This window comes from Pandoraea sp. E26, assembly GCF_000681415.1.
Classification (GTDB): Bacteria; Pseudomonadota; Gammaproteobacteria; order Burkholderiales; family Burkholderiaceae; genus Pandoraea; species Pandoraea pnomenusa.
Genome location: NZ_AYXJ01000002.1, coordinates 512,707 through 537,067 on the forward strand (window position 1 = coordinate 512,707; position 24,361 = coordinate 537,067).

Below are 24,361 nucleotides of genomic sequence, written 5' to 3' on the forward strand. Positions count from 1 at the left end.
TAACCGAGTTCGCTGATACTCGGATCAACGTTGCTGAAGCTGTTTGCGGAAAGGGAAGTTCTGACAATAGTCTGCTGAGTTCTTTGCAGATTCCAACTATTGTTGGACGACAGCAGCGAGCGAGGTGCGTAATTTGGGTGGCGGACTAGCGAAGCTCGCCCGGGTGGTTTGGTCCGGGACTGCCGTCAGCGTTGAATATTTCAAGCTCTCTGCCCATCTCGATCATGCGCTTAATCGGGCCGATTGCATCTGCGATCTTGTTGTGGGCGATCGAGTTGCCAACTGTTCGAACGATAGACATCAGTTCGCTCGAAACAGGGTCGTCAGACGGTGGCACTCGCTCTGCAACCAACCTGAGATACAAGCCGAGCGAGGCGATTAAGGCGTTTTGAGCTCGAAGGGCATCCCGCGCTCTGTCAAGTTCGCCGCCCATTGCGTTAATGACGGCGGCGTGCTGTTCAGCCATCGCCTCAAGTTCTTGGACGCGCTCGATGGCGCCCGCGCTGGAAAACGTTTCCTCCAAGCGAGCGATGAGTTCCGCGTTCATGGAACGATTGTTTTTCTTCGCCTCATCGGAAACCCGATCGCGAAGATCGGCGGGCATTCGAAGAGGGTAAGGAGGAAGTTGGGTTTTCTCGCTCATGTATCAATTATCGGACTAGAGCCAAAAAGACTCAAAGAATCTTATTGACTCTGAGTCATATAGATTCTATGATGTGTTTACCGGTGCGGTGCCGGTGTTTACAACATGGAGGTGATCAATGCGTGGTGCCCGCGCAATGCCGCAAGTCAACATCCGGATGCCTGAAGGCCTTAAGTCGTGGCTGGAGGGAGAGGCGCAGCAGAATTTTCGAAGCCTGAGCGCAGAAATCGTTCGACTTCTTACGGAGGTCCGCGAGCGTTCGGGGGAGAGGGGAAATGTGGCTTGAGAAAGAAAAAGCCCCGACTGCATATCTTGGCGGATTCAGTCAGGGCTTTGGTTCCGAACACTTTTGCGAGGTCAGAACATGACGAAGAATAGCATCCAGGCGGTAAACCGCCAAATTTCGGTGCCGTTTCACGGCGCAAACCTGTTGCTCATCGAACACGATGGGCAACCTTACACGCCGATGAAGCCGATCGTCGAGGGAATGGGGCTGGATTGGGCAAGTCAGTTCACGAAATTGCGCGCCAATGAGCGCCGGTGGGGTGTTGTGATCATCACAATCCCTTCGAACGCAGGTGCCCAGCAGTACCTGTGCATCCCTCTTCGGAAAATATTCGGGTGGCTTACCGGCATCCATCCGGGAAAGGTGAAAGACGAGATCCGTGAGCGTGTGATCCAGTATCAGGCGGAATGCGATGACGTACTCTGGAAGTACTGGACCGATGGCGTAGCGGTGAACGAGCGTATGCCGTTCGCAGTCAATCCCGACGATGTTCTCTCCGCAGATCAGCAGGAAACGCTGCGTCTTATGGTGAAGACCTACGTCGAACGCATGCCGAAGCATCAGCAAGGGCCGGCGGCTGTCAAGGTCTGGTCGAAGTTGAAAGCACATTTCAAGGTCACCTATCGCCAGATCCCGCAACGTGAGTTCTCGGAAGCGGTCAGCATCGTGACTCGCACGGCAGCCGAATGGGAAGTCCTAGACGCTGAGCCCAAGGTCGATGAAGACAAAATGCGCGACGCCTTTAATGTGGCCGCCGAGGTCGCTGCGAATGCAGCTCGCACGATCTTCACTGAACTGATGAGTGCTACCGGATCGGTCGATGAGCATCGCTGGCTGTTCTCCATGCACAAGGGATATGAAGGTCAGCCGAACACCACGTTTGTGAAGCCGGTTGCGCCGGGGGCGAGTGTGGCGACGATGGCCGAATTGGCAAAAATGATCGTTGAGCCTAACGGCAGTTGGTACAGCGATGCCGATCTGGCGGCACTCGTGGTCGCATGCCAAAGTCGACTGGTGGGCCGGTTGCAGCAACTCAGTCTGCGGGCGGCGTGAGGGTGATCATGAACAATACTCAGATCACTCTTCGTCAAGGGACTTGCCCGGTCACTATCTATAAGAAGCTGAATATCCCGGTTGTGGCTGCGTCTCAGGAGGTCCGTTAATGGAAATCTTGAAGCTCAAAATCGCGGGTACTTCGCCTCTGATGATGCACAGTGACCGTCTCGCGAATCCGCTATTGGTCGAAACCAAAGCGCACAAGGAACTGACTTCCAAGCGCAAGAAGACAGAGGACGACCACGTCGCGATTGCAAAATCGGAATTCTTGGCCGGGCTGTATTGGACTGAGAGGGATGGCGTCTATGTGCCCGGGCAGAATTTCGACGCGACATTTCTGGCCGGGGCCAAGTTGCAAAAGCTCGGCACCGACTGGAAGCGCGGCGCTGTCGTGATGACCGACCGGGCGAAGCTTCTCTATGACGGACCGAGCAAGCCGACGGCACTTTGGGACGATGCCAAATTTGTCGATTGCCGTGGGGTCAAAGTGGGAACGGCAAAGGTCATGCGTTATCGCCCGATCTTCTTGGAATGGGCCTGCGAAGTTGACCTCGCGTTCAATCCGGACGTGTTGAATGCTGAGGAGGTAAGGAAAGCAGTAACGGATGCCGGTGCACTCATTGGTGTCTGTGAGTATCGACCGCGATTTGGCCGATTCTCCGTCAATTTCGCGTGAGGTGAGCTATGGAAGAAATCACCTTGCATCCTGAGTGGCGTCAGGCCGTTCAAGATATGCTTGCTGAGGGATTTAAGGATGGTGACATCCTGACGCACGAATGGTTGGAATCGCACTTCGGTATGAGCGCGATTGCGGCCGACGAAGCCCTAACGCAGGCGCAGTTCCAAGAGCGGCAGTTCGCGTGGCTGCAAAACATCGAGTCATTCCGTGCGGAATTGCTCGAAAAGCATCAGATCCATTTGGCAAGCGTCTACGGCGAGGGATATCGGATCACGCCAGCGCGAGAGCAAACGGCAATCGCTCAGGAGCGGTTCGACCGCGAGGCAACGAAGGCGTATCGGCGTGCAGCGGAAACGCTCAAGCACGTCCGTCTTGACCAGCTATCTGAGTCGGAGCGTAAGGAAAACAGCGATGCTATTGCCAAACTGGCGATGCTTCGCGGGATGCAAAAGGCAATAGAGTAGGGTCCGCTTCGGTCCGCCCCGGTGGGGTGTGGCCTGGTCGGGCATGGTAAGACATGGGCTGTCAACAGCGGGATGCAGCTTCTTCGAGGTGGCATTCCGATGGTGAAAGCCATCGTGCGGCGAGGCTTGGCGGGCCGTGGTTGGGTATGGTTCGGTCCGGCCGGGTCTGGCACGGCTAGGCATGGGCTGCGAATGCAGCGGGTAGGCGGTTCTCGTAGCCGTCTTGCCGATGCGCTTGCGCATCAAATGGTTTGGCGGCGTAAGCCGTGCTAGGGCGTGGTCAGGCTTGGCCCGGTCCGGTATGGGTGGTAAAGACGGCTCCAGAGATGGGGCCGTTTTCATTTGAGTCAAAAATGACAGATCAATACCTTCGCAAAGCATCCCTGATCATAGGCGAGGTCGCCGGCGATGCGCTTGACCTGTCCGAGTTGCGCTTCTCATTCGTGGTGAAGCGCGGTGATACGTCAACACCGAACAGCGCGCGCATTCGTGTCTACAACATGAATCCGGCTACGATGGCACGCGTGCAAAAGGAGTTCAAGCGCGTCGTGTTGCAGGCGGGGTATGAGGGAAACTATGGGATCATCTTCGACGGAACCGTCGTGCAGACCCGGCGAGGGCGCACCAGCCAGGTCGATACGCACCTCGACATCACGGCTGCCGACGGCGATGCGGCGTACAACTTCGCCTACGTGAGCACCACGCTGGCGGCCGGCTCGACTGCGCAGGATCACTTTAACGTCGCCGCGCAGGCGATGGCGAAGCACGGCGTTGGGGTGGGGTACACGGCGGGCCTGCAATCGAATCCGCTGCCGCGCGGCAAGGTGATGTTCGGGATGGCGCGGGACGTGCTGGCATGCACGGCTCGAAACACGGAAACGACTTGGTCCATTCAGGACGGAAAACTGCAGGTCGTACCGGAATCGAGCTACATGCCATCGGAAATTCAGGTCATAAATTCAGACACTGGAATGATTGGTCTACCGGTGCAGACCCAGAACGGCGTGCAGGTGCGTACGCTGCTCAATCCGAACTACAAAATCGGGACGCTGATCGAACTCAGGCCTGGTTCGGTGCAGCAACTGGAGTATGGACTGGCGAACGCAGATCAGCCACGAAACGCCTTCGTACAGGTCACGAATCCGCTCAATGCCAACGGCTACTACTACGTGATGGTGGCTGAACATCAGGGCGACACGCGAGGAAACGACTGGTACACCGACCTCATCTGCATCTCGGCTGATCCGACGGTGATTCCGAGCGAGGAGATGCAACGCAGATCGACGTTCGGAGCGATAGGGCCGGTCCCTGGCGCCGTGAAGACCAACGGCTAACGTACGCCAGGGAAACGCCTACGAAAATCCGAGATACCAGCGGATGGACGCGTGATGTTGGCGCTTCCGTCGCGCGCGACGTCTGCGAGGGCGAAAGATGAAGTCGATGAGTTCGTGACGTTCCCGAACCGGTCAACGATCACGACAGAGTTGGGATCGCCGGAAAGAGTTTTGCCCCAGCATCCGACGTCCGCTTCAGCGCGATTGAAGATATCGGCTCGGCGCATGTCGCTCGCGTGGACAACCGGAAGCGCACATTTCTCCTTCGTGTACAGCACGTAAATGAGTTTTTCGCGCGGGACGATGTCGCCGACCTGATTCTGCCCCGGTGGAAACACATAGGCTTCGCTTGCACAAGCGACGCTGGAAGTCGCAGCCAGTATCAAAAACATCAGCCTTTTCACACGAATCTCCCCATGAATCGACAAGAGCGCGTTGGCGATCCCAACCAGACGTTGCTGCTTGCGCTGCGCGGCGCGCTGGCGGACGTGTGGACCGCGCTTCCGGGAATCATTCAGTCGTTTGACCCGGTCGCAATGACGTGCATTGTACAGCCGGCGATCCAGATGCAGGCCCGAGGACCCGACGGCGCGGTGACGTCGATTCAGCTTCCGCTGCTGGTCGATTGCCCGGTGCAGTTTCCTGCCGGCGGTGGTTGTACTCTGACGTTCCCGGTGAAGCGGGGCGACGAGTGCCTGGTGGTCTTCGGCTCGCGCTGCATCGACGCCTGGTGGCAGTCTGGCGGCGTGCAGGAACAGGCCGACACGCGCATGCACGACCTGTCAGATGGTTTCGTGCTGCTGGGCACGCGTTCGCGGCCGCGCGCGCTGCCCGGCGTGAGCACGGCTTCGGTGCAGTTGCGAAGTGACGACGGCGCCACGTTCATTGATCTGAACCCATCGACGCAGAAAGTGAAGATCGTGGCGCCCGGCGGGTTCGACGTCGTGGCGCCGCTGGCCACCTTCTCGCAGGCGGTCACCATCACGGGCCTGCTGACGTTCGTCGGGGGCATGGTCGGCAGCGCGGCGAGCGGCGCTGCGGCCGTGTTCAACGGAATCTTGAACGTGATCGGCCAGATCACCGCCAACGGCAAGCGAGTGGACGACACTCACACCCACAACAACGTGCAACCCGGTTCGGGCAATTCTGGCACGGTGAATTGAGCATGCGATACCGAAAAGAAGACGCTGACGGCGATTACGTCCTCGGCGGGGCGGCTGCATTCCTTGTGAATAGTCCCGAGGCGGTGGCGCAGGCCGTTTCCACACGCCTGCGCTTGATCCAGGGCGAATGGTTCCTCGATAAGACGGCCGGCATGCCCTGGAAGCAGGTGCTCGGCAAGAACACGCAGGCCACTGCCGATAGCGCCATCAAGCAGTGCGTTCTGGGCACGCAAGGCGTCGTCGAGATTACGGACTATTCGAGCGAGTTCGACGCTGATTCGCGCGCGCTCGCAGTCACCGCGACGATCAACACGATCTACGGATCGACGACGATACAGGAAACGCTGTGACCATCACCACCACTGCGCCGACTATCGACGCGACCGGGATTCACGCGCCGGCGTATGCCGACGTCCTCGACTATCTGCAGACGCAGTACCGTGCCATTTACGGTGCCGATACCTATCTCGAGCCGGACAGCAAGGACGGGCAGTTCCTCGCGATCATCGCGTCCGCGATCAACGACGGGAACAGTGTCGCGATCGCCATTTACAACAGTTTCAGCCCGGCGACTGCGCAGTTTGCTGCGCTGTCGAGCAACGTAAAGATCAACGGCATCCGCCGTCATGAATCGTCGTATTCGACGGCGGACGTGCTGCTCGTCGGGCAGGCTGGCACGACGATCACAAACGGTCTGGTACAGGACACCAACAGGGTCAACTGGGCGTTGCCCACGTCTGTCACCATCCCCCCCGAAGGGGAAATCACCGTTACAGCGACCTGCACAACGATCGGCGATATCGAGGCGCCCGCCGGCACCATCGTCAAGATCATGACGCCCACGCTTGGGTGGCAGACGGTGACCAATCCGGCCGATGCCGCGCCGGGCGCGCCGGTTGAAATGGACGCGGCGCTGCGAGCGCGCCAGAAGACGTCGACCGCCATTCCGTCGCTGACCGTTTTCGAGGGCACCATCGGCGCCGTCGCCAACGTTGCTGGTGTGACGCGCTACGCAGGGTACGAGAACGACACGGATGAGACGGACGCCAACGGCTTGCCAGCGCACTCGATCGCGTTGGTGGTGGAGGGCGGCGACGCAACTGCGATCGCAAATGCGATTGCCGCGAAGAAGGGGCCCGGCGGCGGTACAACCGGCACTACTGCGATCACGGTCAACGACATCTACGGCCGCCCGATCGTCATCCGGTTCTACCGACCGACCAATCAAGCCGTGTCCGCCGTGGTCCAGTTCACCGCGCTCGCGGGGTTCACGACCGCAATCGGTCAGTCCGTCCAGCAGGCGATTTCCGATTACATCAACTCGGTGGCGATCGGTGGTGGTGTGCCCGGCGCAGTTGAATGGGACGCGTGCATTGCCGCGGCAAAGAGCGTCCCAAGCGCGAACACATTCAAGATCAAAACGCTGACGCTGAACGGCCCGGGCGGCGCCGGCACGCCGGATGTGCCGCTCGCGTTCAATCAGGCAGCGACGTGCACGCCCGCCAGCGTAACCATGACTCCCGTCTGATATGGCTGACATCGCAGATTACACCGGGAAAATCACCTCGGAGCACGCGGACAAGCCGCGCTTCACGGCAATGGTTGCCGCGGTCGCACAATGCTTCGTCGACGCACAGAACGCGCTCGCGAGCATGCCTGCAAGTTTCGATCTCGACAGCGCGGTGGGAAAGCAGCTTGACGACGTTGGGTTGTGGGTAGGCGTATCGCGCAACGTCGCTACGCCGCTTTCCGGGGTGTATTTCTCGTTCGACACCATAGGGCTCGGTTTTGACCAAGGCGTATGGAAAGGGCCATTCGATCCCGACACAGGCGTCACGACGCTGGACGACGACACATACCGTCTGATCATCCGCGCCAAGATTGGGGCGAATCATTGGGACGGAACGCTCGTCGGCTCGAAGTCGATTCTCGACCAGATTTTTGCTGGCGACACGCGCGTTTTCATCCAGGACAACCAGGACATGTCGATCACGGTCGGCATATCCGGGAGAGTGCCTTCGGCGCTATTCCTCGCGCTGCTGTCCGGCGGCTACATCCCCATCAAACCGCAGTCCGTGCGAGTGAACTATTACCTGGTCACCTCGACCGATGGCGCGCCGCTTTTCGGATTCGATATGGGCAATGACTACGTCGCCGGCTTCGACACCGGTGCGTGGGCGACGCCGCTTTAAATCCCTTCACGCCTTTCCACTTTGCTCGCACTCGCGAGCAGTCCACATACGGGTCTCAAGATGCCATCTAACGACTTCCTGCTATTTGCGGGCGGCTCAGGTGCGAATGTACTGTCGCAAGCGGACTATGCTGCTCTTACGTCCATCCTTAGCAACGGATTCTCTTCCGGGGTGGCCCAGTCGGCGCAAGTGAACAAGGTCTTGCGCCAGTCCAGCATCATGTCCGCTGTGCTCGCGCAATTCATCGTCGCCAATTCCGGCGCTTCAGCCGTCGACGACGGCACCACTGCGACGCTTTTACAGAATCTTCTGACTGCCGTTTCTGTTGCGGCGCGCACCGGATCGGTCGGTTCGCCGGCGTCCCGCAATCGCTTGGTCAACGGTGGTGCGCAGATTGCCCAAGCTGCTGCGCCAAACCTTTCGACGGCGGCACAGTTTACTCAGGTCGACATGGTGTCCGCATGGGCATCTGGCGGTGCTATTACCGCTGGGACGGCCGTGCAGGACACCGCTGCATCGGTGGGCCGCACAGGTTGTGCGCTACGGCTTTCCGGCGTGACGCTCACCGGCGCCGGGCAATTGTCGTGGCGCTACCGGGTTGAAGCCGCAGATGCGGTCAAGCTGAAGAATCAGACGGCGGCATTTCAAATCAAGGTGCTTCACGACGTGGGGTCGAACGTCAACTACACCGCGATCATCCGCAAGCCCACAGCCACGGACAACTTCACTTCGACATCGGTCATCGGCACCAGCGCAGCGGTGGCGGTGCCGTCGGGGGCTGGCCAGCTCTTCACCCCGTGGCCGACTGGGCTTGCGCTCGGCGACTGCTCGAACGGCCTGGAAATCGAGATTCAAGTTGCCTGTGGTGCGGTGACAGCGAAGAACTTCTGGTTCACGGAATGGCAATTGGAGGAGGGCACAACGATCACGCCGTTCGAGTTCCGCAACGTACAAGACGAGCGGGTACGTTGCCAGCGGTACTTCCGCATCGGACAGTTTGGCGTCTCCCTGACGAACACTGGCACTACCTCGCAATTTGCCATTTCCAACGAGTTCGGCACGCCGATGCGCGTTACGCCGACGGTAACTCGCACCGGTGGGTCCGGTACATCGTCGAGCGAGACCGGATCTATCGCGACGGCGATCTCGCCCAATGGCTTCGTGTGGAGCAATTCCAACAGCATTGCTGTGGGCGGTTCATACACTGCCGACGCTCGGCTTTAAAGGAAGATGGCTATGTACCAATTGACGCAAAGGCTCGAGGGCGAACAGTTCGAACGAATTCTTCGCACCGAAGATGGGGCGATGATCCCTGCCGATCCGGGAAACCGTGACTACCAGCAATACCTTCTGTGGGTCGCAGAAGGGAACGAGCCCCTGGCGGTGAGCGAGCAGTAATCAAGCACGTCGGCAATTCGCCGGCGTCCCAGTCAAGTCAACTGAGCCGCCAGTGAGCGGTTCTTCATTTTGGGGCCCACATGCCACGAATCGATGCTGCCTCAGCAGGCGGCAGGAACGCGCTCGCCTTTCTGGATGCGATCGCGTTCAGCGAGCACACCGCCGTCGGGCTGGCCAATTCCGACGACGGCTACAACGTCATCGTCGGCGGCTCGCCGCAGCGTCCGACAATCTTTACCAGTTATCAGGATCACCCGCGCATCCTCGTCACGATCCGAGACAAGAACGGCGCGCCGCGGATCATCAACGGCAAGCCGCTGCAATCGACCGCGGCGGGGCGCTACCAACTGCTCGCGCGGTACTTCGATGCCTACCGGCCGTTGCTGCGCCTTACGGACTTCTCGCCGCGCAGCCAGGATCTGATCGCGCTGCGCCAGATCCGCGAGCAGGGCGCCATGCCCGACATTCTGGCCGGCCGGGTCTCGGCGGCCTTTGCCAAGTGCCGAAACATATGGGCGAGCCTGCCGGGCGCGGGCTACGGACAACACGAAAACACGCTCGACTCTCTGCTCGACGCCTATCGGCGTGCGGGTGGCGTCATTGCACCGTAACCGGGGAACCATCAATGGATGACCACAAGACTGCCTGGACGATTCTGGGCCTGCTGGTGCTGGGAGCTGCTATGGGACTCGGGAAACTGCTCGTGAGCGACGAGGTTTTGACGTGGCGACTGATCATAGGTCGCGCGATCTTGGGCGCCGGCGCATCGATGATCGCCGGCGTGGTGCTGATCCAGATTCCGGATATCCCGCCGCTGGCGCTGCTCGGTATCGGCAGTGTGCTCGGCACGGTCGGCGCGCAGTTCATCGAGCTGCAGCTCAAGCGCCGGGCCAGCGGTTTCATGCGCGGCGATCGGGGGTGATGCCATGTCAGTTACCGAAACCCATGAGGAACGCGAGACGCTCGCCGTTGACGTGCTGCTGCCCGGCCACGATCCGCGCGTCACCACACCGTTGTTCACGCACACGCGGGCCGCGCTGATTGAGCGAGAGCGCGGCAGGTGCTTCGTCTGCGGTGGCACTGAGCAGGACAGCGGGCACCCGCTCGAGGCCCATCACCATCCGATCGAGCGCAGCACTGCAAACATGATCGACTGGCCGCGATTGGCCGAAGACTGCCGCGCCGGCGTGTGGGGCCCGATCGCGCGGGCATTCGATTGGGATGGCTTTCTGGCCGCCCAGCCGTTCGACCCGTATCGATTCGTCGATGACATGACCGTCAACGGGATGCTGCTGTGTAAAGAGCACCACACAGGGAAGGGCGAGGGCATTCACATGCTGCCGTTCCCGTTGCTCGTCGCGCAGAAGTACGCCGTCGAGGGCTACCAGTTCACACCCACGGAAATCATCCACCACCACGATAAGGAAGCGACGAAATGACCATCCGCGTGAAGGTTCTTTGCTACGGCGGTTTGCTGGCCATCTGGGCATTGTTCGCCTGGTTCGGGAAGACGCCCACCGACGGCTTCATCGCCGCGGTCGGTGCCGCGCTGGCGGCGCTTGGTGCCGTGCACGCCGGGGCGGCCACGAAGGGGCAGGGTGGCAGCACCGACGCACCCGGCACGCCGCAGTGATACGGGTGCCCTTCGCATGCCTGGGCGCGCTGCTTCTTGCCGCGTGCGCGGGCAACGCCTCATACGAAGTGCGGCCGTTCTATGACTCGGCCGGCCGGCTGATCTGCTGCGAGGCGTCAGTCTCGAGCAGCAAGGATGTCGGCGCCGTCACCGTTCGCGTGACCAATACCAGCGAGGGTTTCACCCTCGATTTCTCTGAAACCGGCGTGTCGGCCAGCGCGCCGATCACCGCCGGCGGCGGCATTGCTTCCAGCATTTCGGCTGCCGTGACGAGTGCGGCTGCCGCAGCCATCAATTTTTCCACCCCGTAAGGAAATCACCATGAAGCGTTTTGCCATGTTGGCCGCGTGCGCGGCCATGCTCTCGTGCGCCCTCGCGGCCTGCTCGACGACAGCCCAGTCCGTCCCCTCGCCATCGCAAGTCGCAGCCCGGGTCTGCCCGCCGGTCGAGGTCGCGATTGCCTCGCTGCAGCAGGTCAGCGGCATGAGCGACGGCGCGCTGCAATCGCTCGCCGAGGCGCAGCCGGTCGTGAACGCCGTCTGTGCAGCTGGCTCGACCGTCGATGCGGTAAATCTTCAGACGCTCGCGAGCGCAGGTCTTCCTGCACTCATCACCGTCGTGAAGGCGTCGCCGCTGTCGGTGCAGGATCAGGATCGAATCGTGATGGGGGTGACGACCGCGCAGATTTTGCTCGCGGCCGCGATCGCCGCGTGGCCACAAGATGTAGCGACTGGCACCGCGGCGAAATGAGCCGCTTCCTGACACGCCTCGTCATCGAGAACGCCACCGGCTGCGACGACGGCCGGTGGCGGCTGGTGTCGGACCTGCTCTATCAATCGGATGTTGCGGGGGCGGTGATCACGGTGCCGCGCGGTTTCGTCACCGATCTCGCGTCGGTACCGCGGCTGCCGGTCGTCTACTGGCTCACCGGTGGAACCTCGAACGAGGCCGCCGCCGTGCATGACTGGCTCTATACGACAAAACTTGTGACACGGGCGGTGGCCGACCGCGTGCTGCGCGAGGCGTCGGCCGTGACGTGCGTGCCGGCCTGGCGCCGCTGGCTCATGTACTGGGGCGTCCGCTTGGGCGGCGCGTCGCACTGGACGCTTTCCGCGTCGAACGGTTCATGAGAGAGAAAGATAATTGCGGTTATCAAAAATTGAAAAATGATATCCAAAATTATCTTTTACCGGTTGGGTGCCCCCGGGATGCCCGGCAACTCGCCTCGGCGTTGTCGCTGATCCGAAAGCAGGGCACGAAGGCACTCGAGCGCGATGAGCGTGTCACCGACTTCCTCGCGCCACGCCTCGTGGATGATGGCGTATAGCTTTTCCACTTCCACGAGTACCTTGTCTCGCCGCTGAGCATCGAGGCGGCGATACGCGACTTCTTCAATCGCGCGTCGCAGGACAGGGTCCTTGTGCGTAAGCCACAGGCTGCGCAACTGATCGATGGTCAGGTCGGAAGGGCGGGGATTGAGAGGCATACCACGATCCCCTCACTACGCCGACGCGAACTCATCGAGCATCGGCACGCGGCCGTGCTGGAATAGGACCTTTGGTGATTCCATGGCGCCCGTCTCGGGGTCAAGCAGAACCTCGTAGGCTGCTACCCCAGCATGGCGCTCGCGCATTGAGTGCGCGACGCGCACGGCGCCGGCGCTCGTGCTGGCCGGCCGTACTTCAACGGGAAGCAGATCGTCGCCTTTCCCTTTGCGGAACGGGACGACGATAAATCTGGTGGTGTGTGGGTCTCGCATGGCGACCTCTCTCGGGTGACTTCGAGGGAGGTAAACTAGCATGAAGTACTGTATAAAAAAACAGTTATCGGTGCGCTTTTTGGCGAAGTGGAATAGCGCCTATCGTCGAAGCGGCGCACTGGGATGGGGCGACCTATTGATGATGCAGGGGAAAATCCCCCGGAAGTCCGTGGGGATTTATGTTGCGAGATGGAAAACTCGGCTACGATCTGCGTCGACAGTCAATGTTGGAATATTTTTTGAATAATTTTGCGTTGAATTTGTTGTTCATGCTATTCTGCGGGCTCAAAGTCAAATCATGGTGCTTGCATGCCGATGATCAACAAAGAGTCCGCGCTGGAAATTCTGAATCCGCATCTTCCAAGGTTGGAGGCGCTCTTTCGGGACGCTTGGGGTATGTGGCTGGTGAATCCTGTAGCGTCGAGAATGCAACACCGAAGGGTGCGCGCAAACATCGTACATAACGATGCGCTGTCTCTGGCGAAAGATCGGTTTGATGGCGGGGGATCTGCCCGTTATTTCGAGCATGGGAGTTGGGGGGGCGTGATGTTTGACGATCGCCTCTTCATGCGATTGAAGAAGGGGTCGTCCGAACTTAAATCCAGCAATGTTCACACTGGTGCGACGGCGTCGTTCCACGACCAGGACCAAGATTTGTTTGACGGCGTTGCCCGATGCGAACTGCTCTACATTCTAAACAAGGATGAGACGGATATCGGGCGAATAGCTGTAGTGCACAGGCATAAGAAATCTATCGTCTGGGCTATTGATACGTTGGGTGACAGTGATGTGCAGAGCGTTATTCCGTTCGCGCCCGCGCCGGAAGGTGGCGGTGATGGGGCTGTTGCAAAGAGGTTGTTGAAGCCGAAGCGAATTGGGGAGAACGAAGATGGGAAACAACGCAAGTCTGGTAACGGAGGCGGAGGGGCAGGTTGACGGCTTCCGGCCTGATCTATTGAACCTACGACGCCGTATGCTGGGTATAACGCAAGCGGAGTTGGCCGAACGATCTGGTTTGGCTCAAGGAACATTGTCTAAATTAGAGCAGGGGTTACGCCCTGCCACCGGTACGGTTGTGGCGCGTCTGGCTGATGCTTTGAGTTGCCCGGCGAGTTTCTTTTGCCGGTCCGAGCGAGTGTACGGCGCACCGATGAGCGCTCACCCTTTTTTTAGAAAGAAGGCATCGGTTGCAAAAGGATCGATTGAGCGGCTTATTGCTGACCTGAACGTTCGAATTGGGCATGTCCGTACATTTCTTCACAGCGCTGATTTTCAGCCGGAGCTTCCGTTTCCTGAATACGATCCGGAAGAGATCGGGGGCGCACAAGAAGTCGCCCGCAATGTGCGGCGTGCGTGGTATGCGCCGTCCGGCCCGATTGGTAATTTGACCGAGTACGCTGAGCGCGCGGGATGCATCGTGGTGTACTGTGACATGCCGGATGCAGGCATCGATGGCGCAAGCTACCGCATACCGGATCTGCCGCCGTTGATTTTTCTCAATAGAAACCGCCCGGCAGATAGACTTCGATTTTCGCTGGCTCACGAAATTGGGCATCTGGTCATGCACCGGTATCCAACGCCCGCGATGGAAGACGAGGCTGACTCGTTTGCGTCGGAATTATTGATGCCAGCGTCTGACATCGGTCCACAGCTTTCCGGATTGACGTTGGACCGGGCAATGGGAATGAAGCCTTTTTGGAAGGTGTCGATGGCTGCGTTGATTTTTAGGGCGACGACGCTTGGTCGAATTGATGGAGGAAAGGCGCAGTGGCTTTGGCGGCAGATGTCGTCGAGGGGATATCGGACCCAGGAGCCGTCGGCTGTAGACTTTCCGCGCGAAAAGTCTTCGGTGTTCGATGCGCTCCTTGAGAATCTCACCGATCATCTGGGTTACACGGATGAAGACCTTGTTCAAAGCCTCGACTTGTATCACGACGAACTTGCAAAAATGTACGGACTGCGTTCGCAACGTGGGCTTCGATTGGTGACGCCGTAAGTTGTATGCGACGAGGCGCGGTGGATTACTCCACCATTCCTCATCCGATAGCGGCGTGCGCCCCACCTTTGGCCAGATGACGGGCTGCGCACGCTCGATCGATGAGGCGCGGTCGTTCGTGACGCTGCCGGACGCAAAATCAATAAGTGCTGCACCCGCGCCGAAGGCGGTGAATTAAGGCCTCGAAATTCGGAACGCATCCCTGTAAACCCGCATGAAATGGTCGGCAGACGATGTGTATTTATTCCGAAGTTTTTTTCGTAACTTGATGATCCAAAATGAAAATATCGGGTTGAGGGACTGGATTGTGATTCCAGTCGTCGTGGGTTCGAGTCCCATCGGTCACCCCAAAATTCCCTTGTTGTTCAAAGCGTTCCACGCATCTCCCTTTCCCGATCCGGGAAATTTTCCAGAAAGCATTCAGATTTGCCCGCTCACGTTTTAGCTAGTGCGCCCTTGACTCGTCGATGGTCGTGATGTTTGCGCGTCATCGCAGGGTTCGCGTGCGCGGCAACATCCGATGAGTCGGCGGCGCGGCTTTGAGCCTGGCGGAAATCGCAGCGGACGGATGTCTCACGGCACCAAGTCCTCGGTGTGCCGCATGAGAGCGCTCGAGTCCGCCTTCCGTCTTTTCCCGACTGATGGCCAGGTGACTGGCGAGTTGTGCGCGTAAATCTGCTCGCCAACGGGTGCCGCCGCATTGCGGTCCATCTCAATGGCAAGCGTGGGCTTTGGCCCAGTCATTTCGTCAATTCTTGCGCCTGTTGTCCTCAATCTCGAACGAATAACATCGCCTTACGTCATGAGTCAGGCGCTAAAGCGAAATAGCCAACCGCGCCCGCGACGCAAGAGACGTTATTTCATGGCCAAATGGCAGAGGACCAGAATGACACGCTTGAACTGGAGCGAGATCGCCCCGGACGGCGCAAAGGCGCTTTTCGGTATCTATCACTATGTGACCAAAAGCACTGACCTGCCCGAGGAACTCATTCATCTTGTGTTCCTCCGTGTTTCACAGATCAACGGATGTGCCCATTGCATCGACATGCACAGTCGCGATCTTAGAAAGACCATGTCTATCGACAAGGTCACGCTGGTGCCGGTGTGGGACGAAGTCCCGCACCTGTTCTCCGATCAGGAGCGCGCCGCCTTGGCTTGGGCCGAAGAGGTGACTCGCGTCAGCGAAACCCATGCTTCGGATGACGCCTACGCGAACGTCTCGGCAGCGTTCTCGCCGAAGGATCTCGTCGATCTCACGATAACGATTGCCGCGATGAACGCTTTCAACCGTCTTGGCGCCCCGTTCCGACTACCTGTCGCCGCCAAAATGTGAGTTCGCGGAAGCAACTGACGGCGACGCGTTCGGCAGAATCCGCACTGTGCCCGAAAACGATGGGTCACGGTGCATTGCTGCAGAGTTCGCCTAAGATGCATCAAACAGTTGCAACCTGATGTGGAAGAGCGGGGGGAGATACCGGATGACCTCCGCCCTCCCCGAAAAAACCTAGCGTCGAGAAGTGGCGATTTCTGGCAAATTTGAAGCCCCGGCAGGCGGGACTCTCCGGGCCGCCGCGGCACGCGGCATTTGCCGTGTTCGCGGATGACGCCGCGCGCGGTCGCATCGCCAAATATTGAGGCGTCATGTCTCCAGGAAGATCCTGGCTGATAGAATCGCGGAACATTTTCTTGCCCGCAGCGCGTCATTCATCGATGGCCCAGATCACCACCGGCATTCGTGCGATTCTCTCTTCGCCAGCAGTTTACGATTTCGTTCAGAATGCACTGGGCGCCAAGCGAGGTCGGCGTGACTTTGTCGCCGAATTCGTGCGGCCCGTGCCGGGCCAGCGGATTCTCGACATAGGGTGTGGGACCGCCGAGATACTGCCGTTTCTTCCCGAGGTCGATTACGAAGGGTTCGACATCAGTCCCGGGTACATCGCTGCCGCGCAGCAGCGTCACGCAGGCCGAGGGCGATTTCACTGTCGTCTCTTTACCAGGGACGATGCGAACAGGATCCAGCCCGCGGACATTGTGCTGGCTGTGGGCTTGCTGCACCATTTGAACGACGAAGACGCATCGGAATTCATTGCGCTTGCACGCGACGCGCTTCGCCCCGGCGGTCGACTCGTTACGCTCGATCCCTGCTACGACACCCAACAATCCGCCATCGCGCGATATCTGGTGAGCAAGGATCGAGGCCAGAACGTCCGAGACGCACTGGGCTATCAGGCCTTGTTCTCATCGCATTTCCCGGCGGCAGAGTGCCGGGTTCGCCACCGAACCTGGATTCCCTACACTCACTGCGCCATGGTGGCGACCAAGCCGATTGCACAGCCTCATGGCGAACCCGTCGCCGCTTGACTTCGCAGGGGAACACAGCGTCGCCGCGCTCAACGCAATCCGCTTACATCCGAGGGCGGTCGGTTCGGGGCTTGGGGGCGGCGGGCAGATCCGCCATCATGGCGCGAATGCTTTCCCTGATCACCTTGCTTCGGATTTCGTCGATGTCGCTCACCGACGCGCCCTTCGGCGCAATCGCCGCCGTGTTGAAGCGCACCAGGGGCACGAGTCCACCCGTCCGGCCCGCTGCATTGATCTTCGGGGACACCCCGGACGTGGCCGTGCATGCGATGTCTCCCCGGGCCGAGACCGGCGTGCAGTGGTAAATCAGGACGATCTCGTACTGGTTCGCGGGAAAGCGCTTCACGTATTCCGGTGTGATGAGGTCGCTGACCAATGTCGGCAAATCCACTGGCTTGCCGTCGCCAAAATATGAGAGTGTGAATTCACCGGCGGCGTCGGCCCCGAAGGATGTGCACAGCAACGCCAGCAACAGCGCGAGTTTCGCTTTCATGCCAGATTCCCCGTTGTTATCAGACTCGTCGAATATTGTTGTCTCTCGCGACAGCCGCGACGCAGGCCGCACGCCCTGAAGCCTGCGCATCTCATCGCGAGACGCAATGTCGCTGGGCGTTCGGCAACCGTAAACGCCATGGCGCCGTCTTCGCATCGCGCCGCTTGCCGGATCGCAGGGCCGAGGAGGGCATGATCGCCCATATGGACCGTCCGTATCAACCGGTGCGACCGAATTCCGGCAAGTCAGGCAGGCCCGGCAGGCCCGGCACGATCGGTGGCTTCCGCCGGCAAGTGCGGCGGCGACCGGTGCAGGCGGGCACTTTTGGCGCACCCTCCGAGCCGTTGCCGCACCTGCCGGCTGCCCGAGATAAACGGTTCCGCCCGCGTCGAGGGCGGCCCAGGGTCGGCAAATTCACAAACCTTGATCTACGTCTAATTCCGCGTACGCCGGTCGGCGCCACAGCGGATTTGCCCGTCCATAATGGACTCGTCATGTTCACATGACCCTGTCTTCCCGGGGTTGCCATGGTGCCCCATGCATCCCGGCTTTTAGACCCGCCTCCCTCAGGCGGGTCTTTTTTCATGGGCGCGCCGCCCTGGCCGCGCTGTCGACGTCGCGCTGGATGTCACCCATCGAATTCGAACGTGCTACGATTTTTCGACGAGCCGGACGTTTTCGAATTCCAGAACCCCGCGGAGACAGCTATGGATCCCTTTCTGCATGGTGGCATCGGACTGGTCCCCGGGGGCGAGTTCGTGCGCTTCAATGTCAACGTCGACGGCAAGGTCTGGACCTGCCACATCGCCCGCGCCTCGCTCAATCGTCTGGCCAACGCCGCCGATGCTACCGACGCGCAGGCAGGCGACCAGGCACTCTTCGAGCGATTCGAAGCACTCGAGGAGGAGATCGTGCAGCGCGCTGCGCGCACCATCCTGGGCGGCGCCAGCGTCGAGCCGATCGTCGTCGACGTTGCCTGAGCGCATCTCGTCCCACATATCCGCCACCCCGGCATCATTTCCGCATTCCGTCCTCATCGCCACCGGAGTCCGTCATGAGCTACGCATCGCATGAGCAGGTCTATGACTATCGCGCGGGCTATCAGATTCGCGTACACGCGTTCCAGAACGAATACGCCGGACCCTGGGACTATCGGGTGCAGGTGATCCGTCACGGCAAACCGGAAGGCCCGGAGGTGCGCTCGCCGGACGGGCATCGCGACAACCGCCAGGACGCCGAAATGGCCGGGCGCAAGGCCGGCGAGCGCATTGTCGACGAACTGCTCGGCGACGGCGAAGGCGACGCCTGATCGCCGCCACGGTCAGCCGTCGCCCGTCAGCTGCCATTCGCCATCCGCCGATAAGCGCACCCGACCGTCTTCCCGCAGCTTGTCGAGATGGGCGCGCAGCGAGCGGCGTGCAACCCCATGACGTCCCACGGGCACGTCGCGATACACCACCGGCGTGAGCGCGTCGAGCGTCGTCGCACCGAGTTGCGCAAGCGCGTCGACCGTGCGGGCCTCGCGCGCAAGCCGATGGTCGACGAGCCGTGCGATGCGCTGCGCCGGACGATCCATCACGAAGCCATGCCCCGGCGCCAGCCATGCCGGCGCCCGTGCCGCGAGCTTGGCGAGCGAGGCGAGATAGGTCGCCATGTGACCGTCCGGCGGATTGATGACGACGGTCGAGCCTTGCATGACGTGATCGCCCGTGAAGACGAGGCCCGCCCCGTCAAGCGCGTAACAGAGATGATTGGCGGCATGACCGGGCGTATGTATCGCCTGCAGGATCCGGCCATCGGGCAATGTGACGGCATCCCCGTCCGCGAGCGCGACGTCCGGATCGAATGACGTGTCCTGCCCGTCGTCATGCAGGGCGCGCATGCCGTAGGTCAGTGCACCGGTCGTCTGCTTCAGCGCTCGGGCGGCGGGTGAGTGATCGCGATGCGTGTGCGTGACGAAAATCTGCCGGATGGGGCCGGGCGCCGCCGCCAGGATCGCATCGATGTGCATGGGATCGTCGGGGCCCGGATCGATCACCGCCCATGCATTCTCCGGCCCACCGCCCACCAGATACGTGTTCGTGCCGGGGCCGGTCATCATCCCGGGATTGGCCGCGGTCACCCGCAGCACGCCAGGTATCAGTGCCGTCACGCGGCCCGGCACGATTTCGTAACTGCCGGTGGCGGTGTCCTGCGGATCGGTGAGCACCAACTCGGCCCATGCCGGATCGTCGGGCGCGACGGGCCACCGCCCGCGTTTGCCCAGCGCGAGGCGCGGCTGGATGCGTGGCACGTGGTCCAACGCCGCGGCAGCCGACATCGCTTCGTCGACCGTCTTCATGCGAGTGAGCCATTCGAGCAGTTTGCGCGTGGGCGGCAGCAATCGCAGCTGATCGGCATACGTGAGCGCGTAGGCTGGACGCATCCACCGGTGTGCAACGGTCTCGAGCGCATCGACCTCGACGTTCTGGCCCTCGGGAACCGATGCCAGGAAAAAACGCGTATCGAAACGCTTGGGCAGGTTCAGCGGCGTGACCCAATGGCTCAGATACTGCAACCGCTGCACCGCGAGATGGACGTCGAACGCGCGGCACAGCGATGCGATGTCGATCTTGCCGTCGTGCAGGGCGTCGCGTTGTGCCCGCATGGCCGCCAACCGTGCGCCGTCGATCGGCGCACCCGAGAGGTCGTCTGCAAACAGCACGCCCGTCTCCTCGAAACACTCGCGGATCGCACCGATGAAGTAATCGAGACCGCCCTGCGGCACTTTCAGTCGCCGGCTTGCCGTGGCGTCGTCGAGCCGGGGGCAGGTGAGGTGGGCGCGCCGGTCGCCGGCATCGACGACCCCGCCGGGAAAGACGTACGCATCGGAGCTGTGATCGTTGGCGCGAACGGCGCGTCGCAGCAATAGCACCTCCATGCCGCTCGCGCGTTCGCGCAGCACCACGAGGCTGGCCGCCAGGCGAAGGCTGGACGGGGCCGAAGAAGCTTCGGGATGATCGGGCATGGGGCGAGCCGCGGCGCGGCGTGCGAAGTCGGGAAGTCCCTAGTGTGCCACCGGATGCGCGCCACCGCAGGCAGCACTCTCCCGGAATGTGGCCGACAAGCGGCGCTCAAGCCGCGTCGTTGGCTGCATGCGTCGAGACGGTCGGTGCGTTGCGTACGCCGTAGTACGTCGCCGATGGGTTGCGCGCCGCCACGTCCAGGAGCCACTGCATCGTCATTTCAGGTTGCGTCACGGGCAGCATGTGTCCGCCATCCACCAGCGAGAGCCGCACACGGGGTTGGATCGACGGCATCGACTCCCCATGCACTCGGGCGTCGAGAATGCGGTCCTGACGGCCGTAGAGAATGTCGACCGGAACCGCCAGCGCGTTGTAGCGCGCGGCCAGGCCGGGCATGTCGCGCTCGGCTGCAAGCAGGTCACCGCTGCTCGCTTCGAAGTTGCCCGGCCGGAAGCCGAGCACGCCGCCGCCCCGAATGAGAAAGTCGCCGGGCGGGTCTTCCGGCGCGAAGACGTGCGCGAGCGTCGCGCGTCCCGTCAGCATGCCCATGGGAACGGCCAGCGTGTGGGCAACGCAGCGGCGCCACCAGGCGCTACGAATCGCGAGCGCCCGGAACGGCCCCGGCACGTCGTGTACCGGCTGCGTGAGCGGCGCGATCAGCGCGAGCGCACCCACGCGTTCCGGATGGTCGAGCGCCAGCGCGAGCGCAATCGCGCCGCCCAGCGAGTGGCCCACGACCAGCGGCCGGTCGAGCGAGAGTCTGTCGATCAGTTGGGCCACGACGCCGGCCTGCGTCGCGATCGCGGCGTCGTCAGGTTGCGAACGGGTCGAGTATCCGGAGCCTGGGCGGTCCACGAGGATCACCCGATGGGTGCGCGCGAGTGCGTCGAGCGGCAGATAGGCGAAGTTGCGCAATTGGCCGCACAGGCCATGAATGAACACGACGGCCGGGCCATGGCCGAAATCCACATAATGCAAACGCTCGCCGTCGATCTCCAGGAATTTGCCGTCCGGCGGAATCGCCGCTTGCGCGCGACGCGCCACGCGGCGTGTCAGGCGCATGAGCACCAGCACGACGACGGCAGTCACGAGGACGAGGCAGGCAAGAAGGTAAGCGATAAGCATGATGTGGTGGCAGCCGTAAAAGAGAGGGGAGAGCGTTCGTCAATCCGCATCGTCGGCGTGCGGCGCCGGGCTCGCTGGGGCAGTGCGCGGCGGGGCGCGCGCTATCGCGACACCGCCCCGGCTTCGCGGCACGCCGTCGGTGCATCGGACACGTTTGATGCGTCCGGCACATTCGACACGTCCGGCCCCGAAGCCTTCGATCCGTCCCGTTCGACCGCTCGCGTGGCGCGACGTTCGAACTGCATCGCGCCGTCCTCGAGGCGCCCCCACCGCATGAGTCTCAGGTCGCGCAGATAGCTCTGATAGAACACCCAGGGCCTGCGTCCGCCTTGCTTCGGCAGTACGCCGGCGGCGCGCTGGATGTAGCCCGAGGTGAGGCCGATGGCGGGCAGTGCCGCATGCTCGCCGTCGCGCAGACGCGGCACGCACGTATCCGCGCCCAACGCGTTCATGTGATTGATGAGACGGCACACGTACTGCGCGATGAGTTCGGCCTTGAGCGTCCACGAGGCGTTGGTGTAGCCGAAGATCGACGCGAGATTTGGCACGTCGCTGTACATCATGCCCTTGTAGGCGACCGATTCGGACAGCACCACGGGTTTGCCGTCGACGAGCAGGCGCGCACCGCCCATCAGTTGCACGCGCAACCCCGTGGCCGTGACGACAATATCGGCGTCGAGCGTCTTGCCGCTCTTGAGCATGAGCCCGCGCGGCGTGAACGACGCGATCTCGTCGGTCACGATGGCGGCGCGTTCGCCGCGCAGCGCCTTGAAGATGTCTCCGTTCGGCGCGAGGCAAAGCCGCTGGTCCCACGGGTTGTAGCGCGGGGTGAGATCGCGGGCCACGTCGGCATGGCCCTGAACCTGTTGCGCCGCACGCCGGATCAACACCCGGCGAACGGCGTTCGGCCACCGTCGCGCGGCGTTGTAGAAGGCCAGCGTGACCAGCACGTTCTTCATGCGAACGATACGGTGTGCGACCCCGGCGGGCAGCCAGGCGCGAAGGCGGTCGGCCACCCCGTCGCGCTGGGGCATCGACAGGATGTAACTCGGCGAGCGCTGCAGCATGGTGACGTGCGCCGCCGTGACGGCCAGGCTGGGCAGCAGTGTGACGGCCGTGGCGCCGCTGCCGATGATCACGACGCGCTTGTCGCGATAGTCGAGCCCGGCGGGCCAGTGCTGCGGATGCACCACCCGCCCCGCGAACGTCTCCATGCCCGGCCAAGTGGGCGCATGTCCGGCGTCGTATGCGTAGTACCCGCTGCACATGAAAAGGAAGCGACAGGTGAGCGTTTGCGAATCCCTGCGGCCGTCGGCGTGTGTGCGCTCGACATCCACCGTCCAGCGCGCGATGTCCGAGTCCCAACGCGCTTCGCGAACTTTGTGACCGTAGCGAATCAGTCCGTCGAGTCCTTCGGCGTGCGCGGTGTCCTTGAGGTAGTCGAGAATATTGCCGCCGTCGGCAATGGCCTGATGGCTCGCCCACGGCCGGAAGCTGAAGCCCAGCGTGAACATGTCGGAATCCGAGCGCACGCCCGGGTAGCGAAAGAGATCCCAGGTGCCGCCCAGCGACGCGCGGGCTTCGAGCATGGCGAAACGGGTGCCGGGGCAGCGCTCGCGCAGGTAGTGCGCGGCGGCAATGCCCGACAAGCCCGCGCCGACGACGATGACGTCGAGTGCGGTCGGCGCTGTGTCGGGCGTCTCGGAGGCGGTGCGGTGTGCCGTCATGAAAGGGGTCTCCGGCCATCGGGGGGATGGCGTTATTCTGCCGCCGTGGAGCGGGTTGTCGCGTCCGTCCCCGCGGTGGGGTGCTCGTGCGGGAGGCGCGAGGTGCGCGACATTGCGGTGCGGCGGTACAGCCACACGACGACAGCCTGATAGCCGGCGCCGAGCAGGCGCGCGAGCTTGTCGACGCGGCGGGCGTCGGCGCCCACGAGCACGCGCCGGGCGTTGCGCCGCACCCCTGCGAGGATCTGGTTGGCCGCCGCATCGGCACTCGTCACGTCGATCAGACGGTTCGCACGTCGGCGGTGCGTTTGTGCATCGAGGCCGGTAAGGGCGGCAATGCTGTCGTCGATTCGGGAGGTTTGCACGATGTTGGTGGCAACTCCCCCGGGATGCACGCATGTGCAGGACACAGGGGAGTGCATGAGGTCGAGCTCCATGCGCAGCGCCTCGGTAAATCCGCGCACCGCGAATTTGCTCGCGTTATAGGCCGACTGCGTGGGCATCGCGATGATACCGAACAGACTCGACGTGTTCACGAGATGACCTTCGCCGGATGCCGTGAGATAGGGGAGAAACGCTTGCGTGCCGTGCACCACGCCCCAGAAGTTGATGTTCATCAGCCACTCGATGTCCTCGAGCCTGGCCGTGGCCACCGGAACGGACAATGAGACCCCGGCGTTGTTGAAGAGCAGATGAATTTTGCCGTGCGCCGCCGCACTCCGCGCAGCCCAGGCGAAGACCGCGTCGCGCTCGGCCACGTCGAGCCGTTGCGATGTCACGCGTACGCCGAAGTCCCGGCAAGCGGCGACGGTGGCCGCGAGACCGGCCTCGTCGATGTCGGACAGGGCGAGATGCGCGCCGTGACGCGCCAGTGCCAGCGCCAGCGAGCGCCCCATGCCGGAACCGGCGCCGGTAATGGCCGCGACCTTGTCCGCGAACGTCTTCATCGTGCCGTCTCCTGTCGGGGCAACCCGGTGTGCCGCTGATCCCCGCGCGGTCGCGCCCGGGAAGTATCGACCGTGGGGTCTATAATTTGGTGTTGTGTGT

The 24,361-nt window shown here is 61.7% G+C and carries 33 protein-coding genes; 24 read left to right on the top strand and 9 right to left on the bottom strand.

From position 1 onward, the window contains the following. Positions 1-145 precede the first annotated feature (145 nt). Entirely contained in the window at positions 146-643 is a 498-nt protein-coding gene (locus W930_RS25760; RefSeq protein ID WP_024788420.1) for an Arc family DNA-binding protein, read from the bottom strand. A gap of 136 nt (positions 644-779) precedes the next feature. On the opposite strand from W930_RS25760, the gene W930_RS31105 reads away from it, so the two are divergent. The 5 genes from W930_RS31105 (at position 780) to W930_RS25770 (ending at position 4,462) form a co-directional block, all read left to right on the top strand. Continuing rightward, a complete protein-coding gene (locus tag W930_RS31105; protein WP_200873088.1) occupies positions 780-929 on the top strand; it encodes an Arc family DNA-binding protein in 150 nt (49 codons plus the stop codon). 78 nt (positions 930-1,007) lie between these two features. Further along, positions 1,008-1,982 (top strand): phage antirepressor N-terminal domain-containing protein, encoded by a 975-nt coding sequence (locus W930_RS28985; protein ID WP_024788421.1) that lies wholly within the window; start codon positions 1,008-1,010, stop codon positions 1,980-1,982. 109 nt (positions 1,983-2,091) lie between these two features. After that, entirely contained in the window at positions 2,092-2,661 is a 570-nt protein-coding gene (locus tag W930_RS0102510; RefSeq protein ID WP_023874027.1) for a hypothetical protein, read from the top strand. An 8-nt stretch (positions 2,662-2,669) separates the two neighbouring features. Then, positions 2,670-3,128: a hypothetical protein gene (locus W930_RS0102515; protein WP_023874028.1), complete on the top strand. Its 459-nt coding sequence runs from the start codon at positions 2,670-2,672 to the stop codon at positions 3,126-3,128. A 353-nt stretch (positions 3,129-3,481) separates the two neighbouring features. Then, complete coding sequence (locus W930_RS25770; RefSeq protein WP_023874029.1) at positions 3,482-4,462, top strand: hypothetical protein; 981 nt, start codon at positions 3,482-3,484, stop codon at positions 4,460-4,462. Here W930_RS25770 and W930_RS30000 read toward each other — a convergent pair. Continuing rightward, the gene (locus tag W930_RS30000; protein ID WP_023596434.1) at positions 4,459-4,866 is read right to left on the bottom strand and encodes a hypothetical protein; all 408 of its coding nucleotides are present in this window, start codon (positions 4,864-4,866) and stop codon (positions 4,459-4,461) included. The genes W930_RS25770 and W930_RS30000 overlap by 4 nt on opposite strands. 12 nt (positions 4,867-4,878) lie before the next feature. On the opposite strand from W930_RS30000, the gene W930_RS0102530 reads away from it, so the two are divergent. The 13 genes from W930_RS0102530 to W930_RS0102590 all read left to right on the top strand — a co-directional run bounded on the left by W930_RS0102530 (position 4,879) and on the right by W930_RS0102590 (position 11,978). Next, positions 4,879-5,625: a Gp138 family membrane-puncturing spike protein gene (locus tag W930_RS0102530; RefSeq protein ID WP_023874030.1), complete on the top strand. Its 747-nt coding sequence runs from the start codon at positions 4,879-4,881 to the stop codon at positions 5,623-5,625. Between the two features lie 2 nt (positions 5,626-5,627). After that, positions 5,628-5,975, top strand: coding sequence for a hypothetical protein (locus tag W930_RS0102535; RefSeq protein WP_023874031.1), 348 nt, complete (start codon positions 5,628-5,630; stop codon positions 5,973-5,975). Beyond that, complete coding sequence (locus tag W930_RS0102540; RefSeq protein WP_023874032.1) at positions 5,972-7,153, top strand: baseplate J/gp47 family protein; 1,182 nt, start codon at positions 5,972-5,974, stop codon at positions 7,151-7,153. The genes W930_RS0102535 and W930_RS0102540 overlap by 4 nt, the downstream gene beginning before the upstream one ends. A gap of 1 nt (position 7,154) precedes the next feature. Continuing rightward, entirely contained in the window at positions 7,155-7,817 is a 663-nt protein-coding gene (locus W930_RS0102545; RefSeq protein ID WP_023874034.1) for a DUF2612 domain-containing protein, read from the top strand. 60 nt (positions 7,818-7,877) lie between these two features. Next, on the top strand, positions 7,878-9,041 hold the full coding sequence (locus tag W930_RS28990) for a hypothetical protein (protein ID WP_023874036.1): 1,164 nt from the start codon (positions 7,878-7,880) through the stop codon (positions 9,039-9,041). Positions 9,042-9,053: 12 nt separating this feature from the next. Beyond that, on the top strand, positions 9,054-9,215 hold the full coding sequence (locus W930_RS30370; RefSeq protein WP_023874037.1) for a hypothetical protein: 162 nt from the start codon (positions 9,054-9,056) through the stop codon (positions 9,213-9,215). Between the two features lie 80 nt (positions 9,216-9,295). Beyond that, positions 9,296-9,826, top strand: coding sequence for a glycoside hydrolase family protein (locus tag W930_RS0102560; protein WP_023874038.1), 531 nt, complete (start codon positions 9,296-9,298; stop codon positions 9,824-9,826). 14 nt (positions 9,827-9,840) lie between these two features. Continuing rightward, positions 9,841-10,137 (top strand): phage holin family protein, encoded by a 297-nt coding sequence (locus tag W930_RS0102565; protein WP_023874039.1) that lies wholly within the window; start codon positions 9,841-9,843, stop codon positions 10,135-10,137. 4 nt (positions 10,138-10,141) lie between these two features. Continuing rightward, entirely contained in the window at positions 10,142-10,654 is a 513-nt protein-coding gene (locus tag W930_RS0102570) for a hypothetical protein (RefSeq protein ID WP_023874040.1), read from the top strand. Then, positions 10,651-10,848 carry a hypothetical protein gene (locus W930_RS0102575; protein ID WP_023874041.1) on the top strand — a complete coding sequence of 66 codons (198 nt, stop codon included), beginning with the start codon at positions 10,651-10,653 and terminating at the stop codon, positions 10,846-10,848. Before W930_RS0102570 ends, W930_RS0102575 begins: the two co-directional genes overlap by 4 nt. Positions 10,849-10,853: 5 nt before the next feature. After that, on the top strand, positions 10,854-11,159 hold the full coding sequence (locus W930_RS0102580; protein ID WP_023874042.1) for a hypothetical protein: 306 nt from the start codon (positions 10,854-10,856) through the stop codon (positions 11,157-11,159). Between the two features lie 10 nt (positions 11,160-11,169). Beyond that, positions 11,170-11,598, top strand: coding sequence for a hypothetical protein (locus W930_RS28995; protein WP_023874043.1), 429 nt, complete (start codon positions 11,170-11,172; stop codon positions 11,596-11,598). Then, a complete protein-coding gene (locus tag W930_RS0102590; protein WP_023874045.1) occupies positions 11,595-11,978 on the top strand; it encodes a DUF1353 domain-containing protein in 384 nt (127 codons plus the stop codon). The genes W930_RS28995 and W930_RS0102590 overlap by 4 nt, the downstream gene beginning before the upstream one ends. 56 nt (positions 11,979-12,034) lie before the next feature. Here W930_RS0102590 and W930_RS0102595 read toward each other — a convergent pair whose 3' ends face one another. Beyond that, entirely contained in the window at positions 12,035-12,334 is a 300-nt protein-coding gene (locus W930_RS0102595; protein ID WP_023874047.1) for a hypothetical protein, read from the bottom strand. A 15-nt stretch (positions 12,335-12,349) separates the two neighbouring features. Further along, positions 12,350-12,607, bottom strand: a complete 258-nt coding sequence (locus tag W930_RS0102600) for a hypothetical protein (RefSeq protein WP_023874049.1) — start codon at positions 12,605-12,607, stop codon at positions 12,350-12,352. A 309-nt stretch (positions 12,608-12,916) separates the two neighbouring features. Between W930_RS0102600 and W930_RS0102605 the strand changes: the two genes are divergently transcribed. From W930_RS0102605 to W930_RS25780, 4 genes are all read left to right on the top strand, one after another. Further along, complete coding sequence (locus W930_RS0102605) at positions 12,917-13,543, top strand: hypothetical protein (protein WP_145929454.1); 627 nt, start codon at positions 12,917-12,919, stop codon at positions 13,541-13,543. Then, positions 13,497-14,603: an ImmA/IrrE family metallo-endopeptidase gene (locus W930_RS0102610; RefSeq protein ID WP_023874051.1), complete on the top strand. Its 1,107-nt coding sequence runs from the start codon at positions 13,497-13,499 to the stop codon at positions 14,601-14,603. Before W930_RS0102605 ends, W930_RS0102610 begins: the two co-directional genes overlap by 47 nt. An 886-nt stretch (positions 14,604-15,489) precedes the next feature. Beyond that, complete coding sequence (locus tag W930_RS0102620) at positions 15,490-15,936, top strand: carboxymuconolactone decarboxylase family protein (protein ID WP_023874052.1); 447 nt, start codon at positions 15,490-15,492, stop codon at positions 15,934-15,936. A gap of 377 nt (positions 15,937-16,313) precedes the next feature. Further along, on the top strand, positions 16,314-16,964 hold the full coding sequence (locus tag W930_RS25780) for a cyclopropane-fatty-acyl-phospholipid synthase family protein (RefSeq protein ID WP_023874053.1): 651 nt from the start codon (positions 16,314-16,316) through the stop codon (positions 16,962-16,964). A gap of 43 nt (positions 16,965-17,007) precedes the next feature. On the opposite strand, the gene W930_RS0102630 is transcribed toward W930_RS25780, so the two are convergent. After that, the gene (locus W930_RS0102630; RefSeq protein WP_235195475.1) at positions 17,008-17,547 is read right to left on the bottom strand and encodes a hypothetical protein; all 540 of its coding nucleotides are present in this window, start codon (positions 17,545-17,547) and stop codon (positions 17,008-17,010) included. Positions 17,548-18,164: 617 nt separating this feature from the next. On the opposite strand from W930_RS0102630, the gene W930_RS0102635 reads away from it, so the two are divergent. Together W930_RS0102635 and W930_RS0102640 are read left to right on the top strand one after the other, a co-directional pair. Beyond that, entirely contained in the window at positions 18,165-18,437 is a 273-nt protein-coding gene (locus W930_RS0102635; RefSeq protein ID WP_023874054.1) for a hypothetical protein, read from the top strand. A gap of 74 nt (positions 18,438-18,511) precedes the next feature. Further along, entirely contained in the window at positions 18,512-18,766 is a 255-nt protein-coding gene (locus tag W930_RS0102640; protein ID WP_023596412.1) for a hypothetical protein, read from the top strand. A gap of 12 nt (positions 18,767-18,778) precedes the next feature. Here W930_RS0102640 and W930_RS25785 read toward each other — a convergent pair whose 3' ends face one another. From W930_RS25785 to W930_RS25800, 4 genes are all read right to left on the bottom strand, one after another. Continuing rightward, entirely contained in the window at positions 18,779-20,464 is a 1,686-nt protein-coding gene (locus W930_RS25785) for an MBL fold metallo-hydrolase (protein ID WP_023596411.1), read from the bottom strand. A 106-nt stretch (positions 20,465-20,570) separates the two neighbouring features. Further along, positions 20,571-21,587, bottom strand: a complete 1,017-nt coding sequence (locus tag W930_RS25790) for an alpha/beta fold hydrolase (RefSeq protein WP_023874055.1) — start codon at positions 21,585-21,587, stop codon at positions 20,571-20,573. Positions 21,588-21,688: 101 nt separating this feature from the next. Continuing rightward, on the bottom strand, positions 21,689-23,314 hold the full coding sequence (locus W930_RS25795) for an NAD(P)/FAD-dependent oxidoreductase (protein WP_023874056.1): 1,626 nt from the start codon (positions 23,312-23,314) through the stop codon (positions 21,689-21,691). 32 nt (positions 23,315-23,346) lie between these two features. Beyond that, positions 23,347-24,261: an SDR family oxidoreductase gene (locus W930_RS25800; protein WP_023874057.1), complete on the bottom strand. Its 915-nt coding sequence runs from the start codon at positions 24,259-24,261 to the stop codon at positions 23,347-23,349. Positions 24,262-24,361 lie beyond the last annotated feature (100 nt).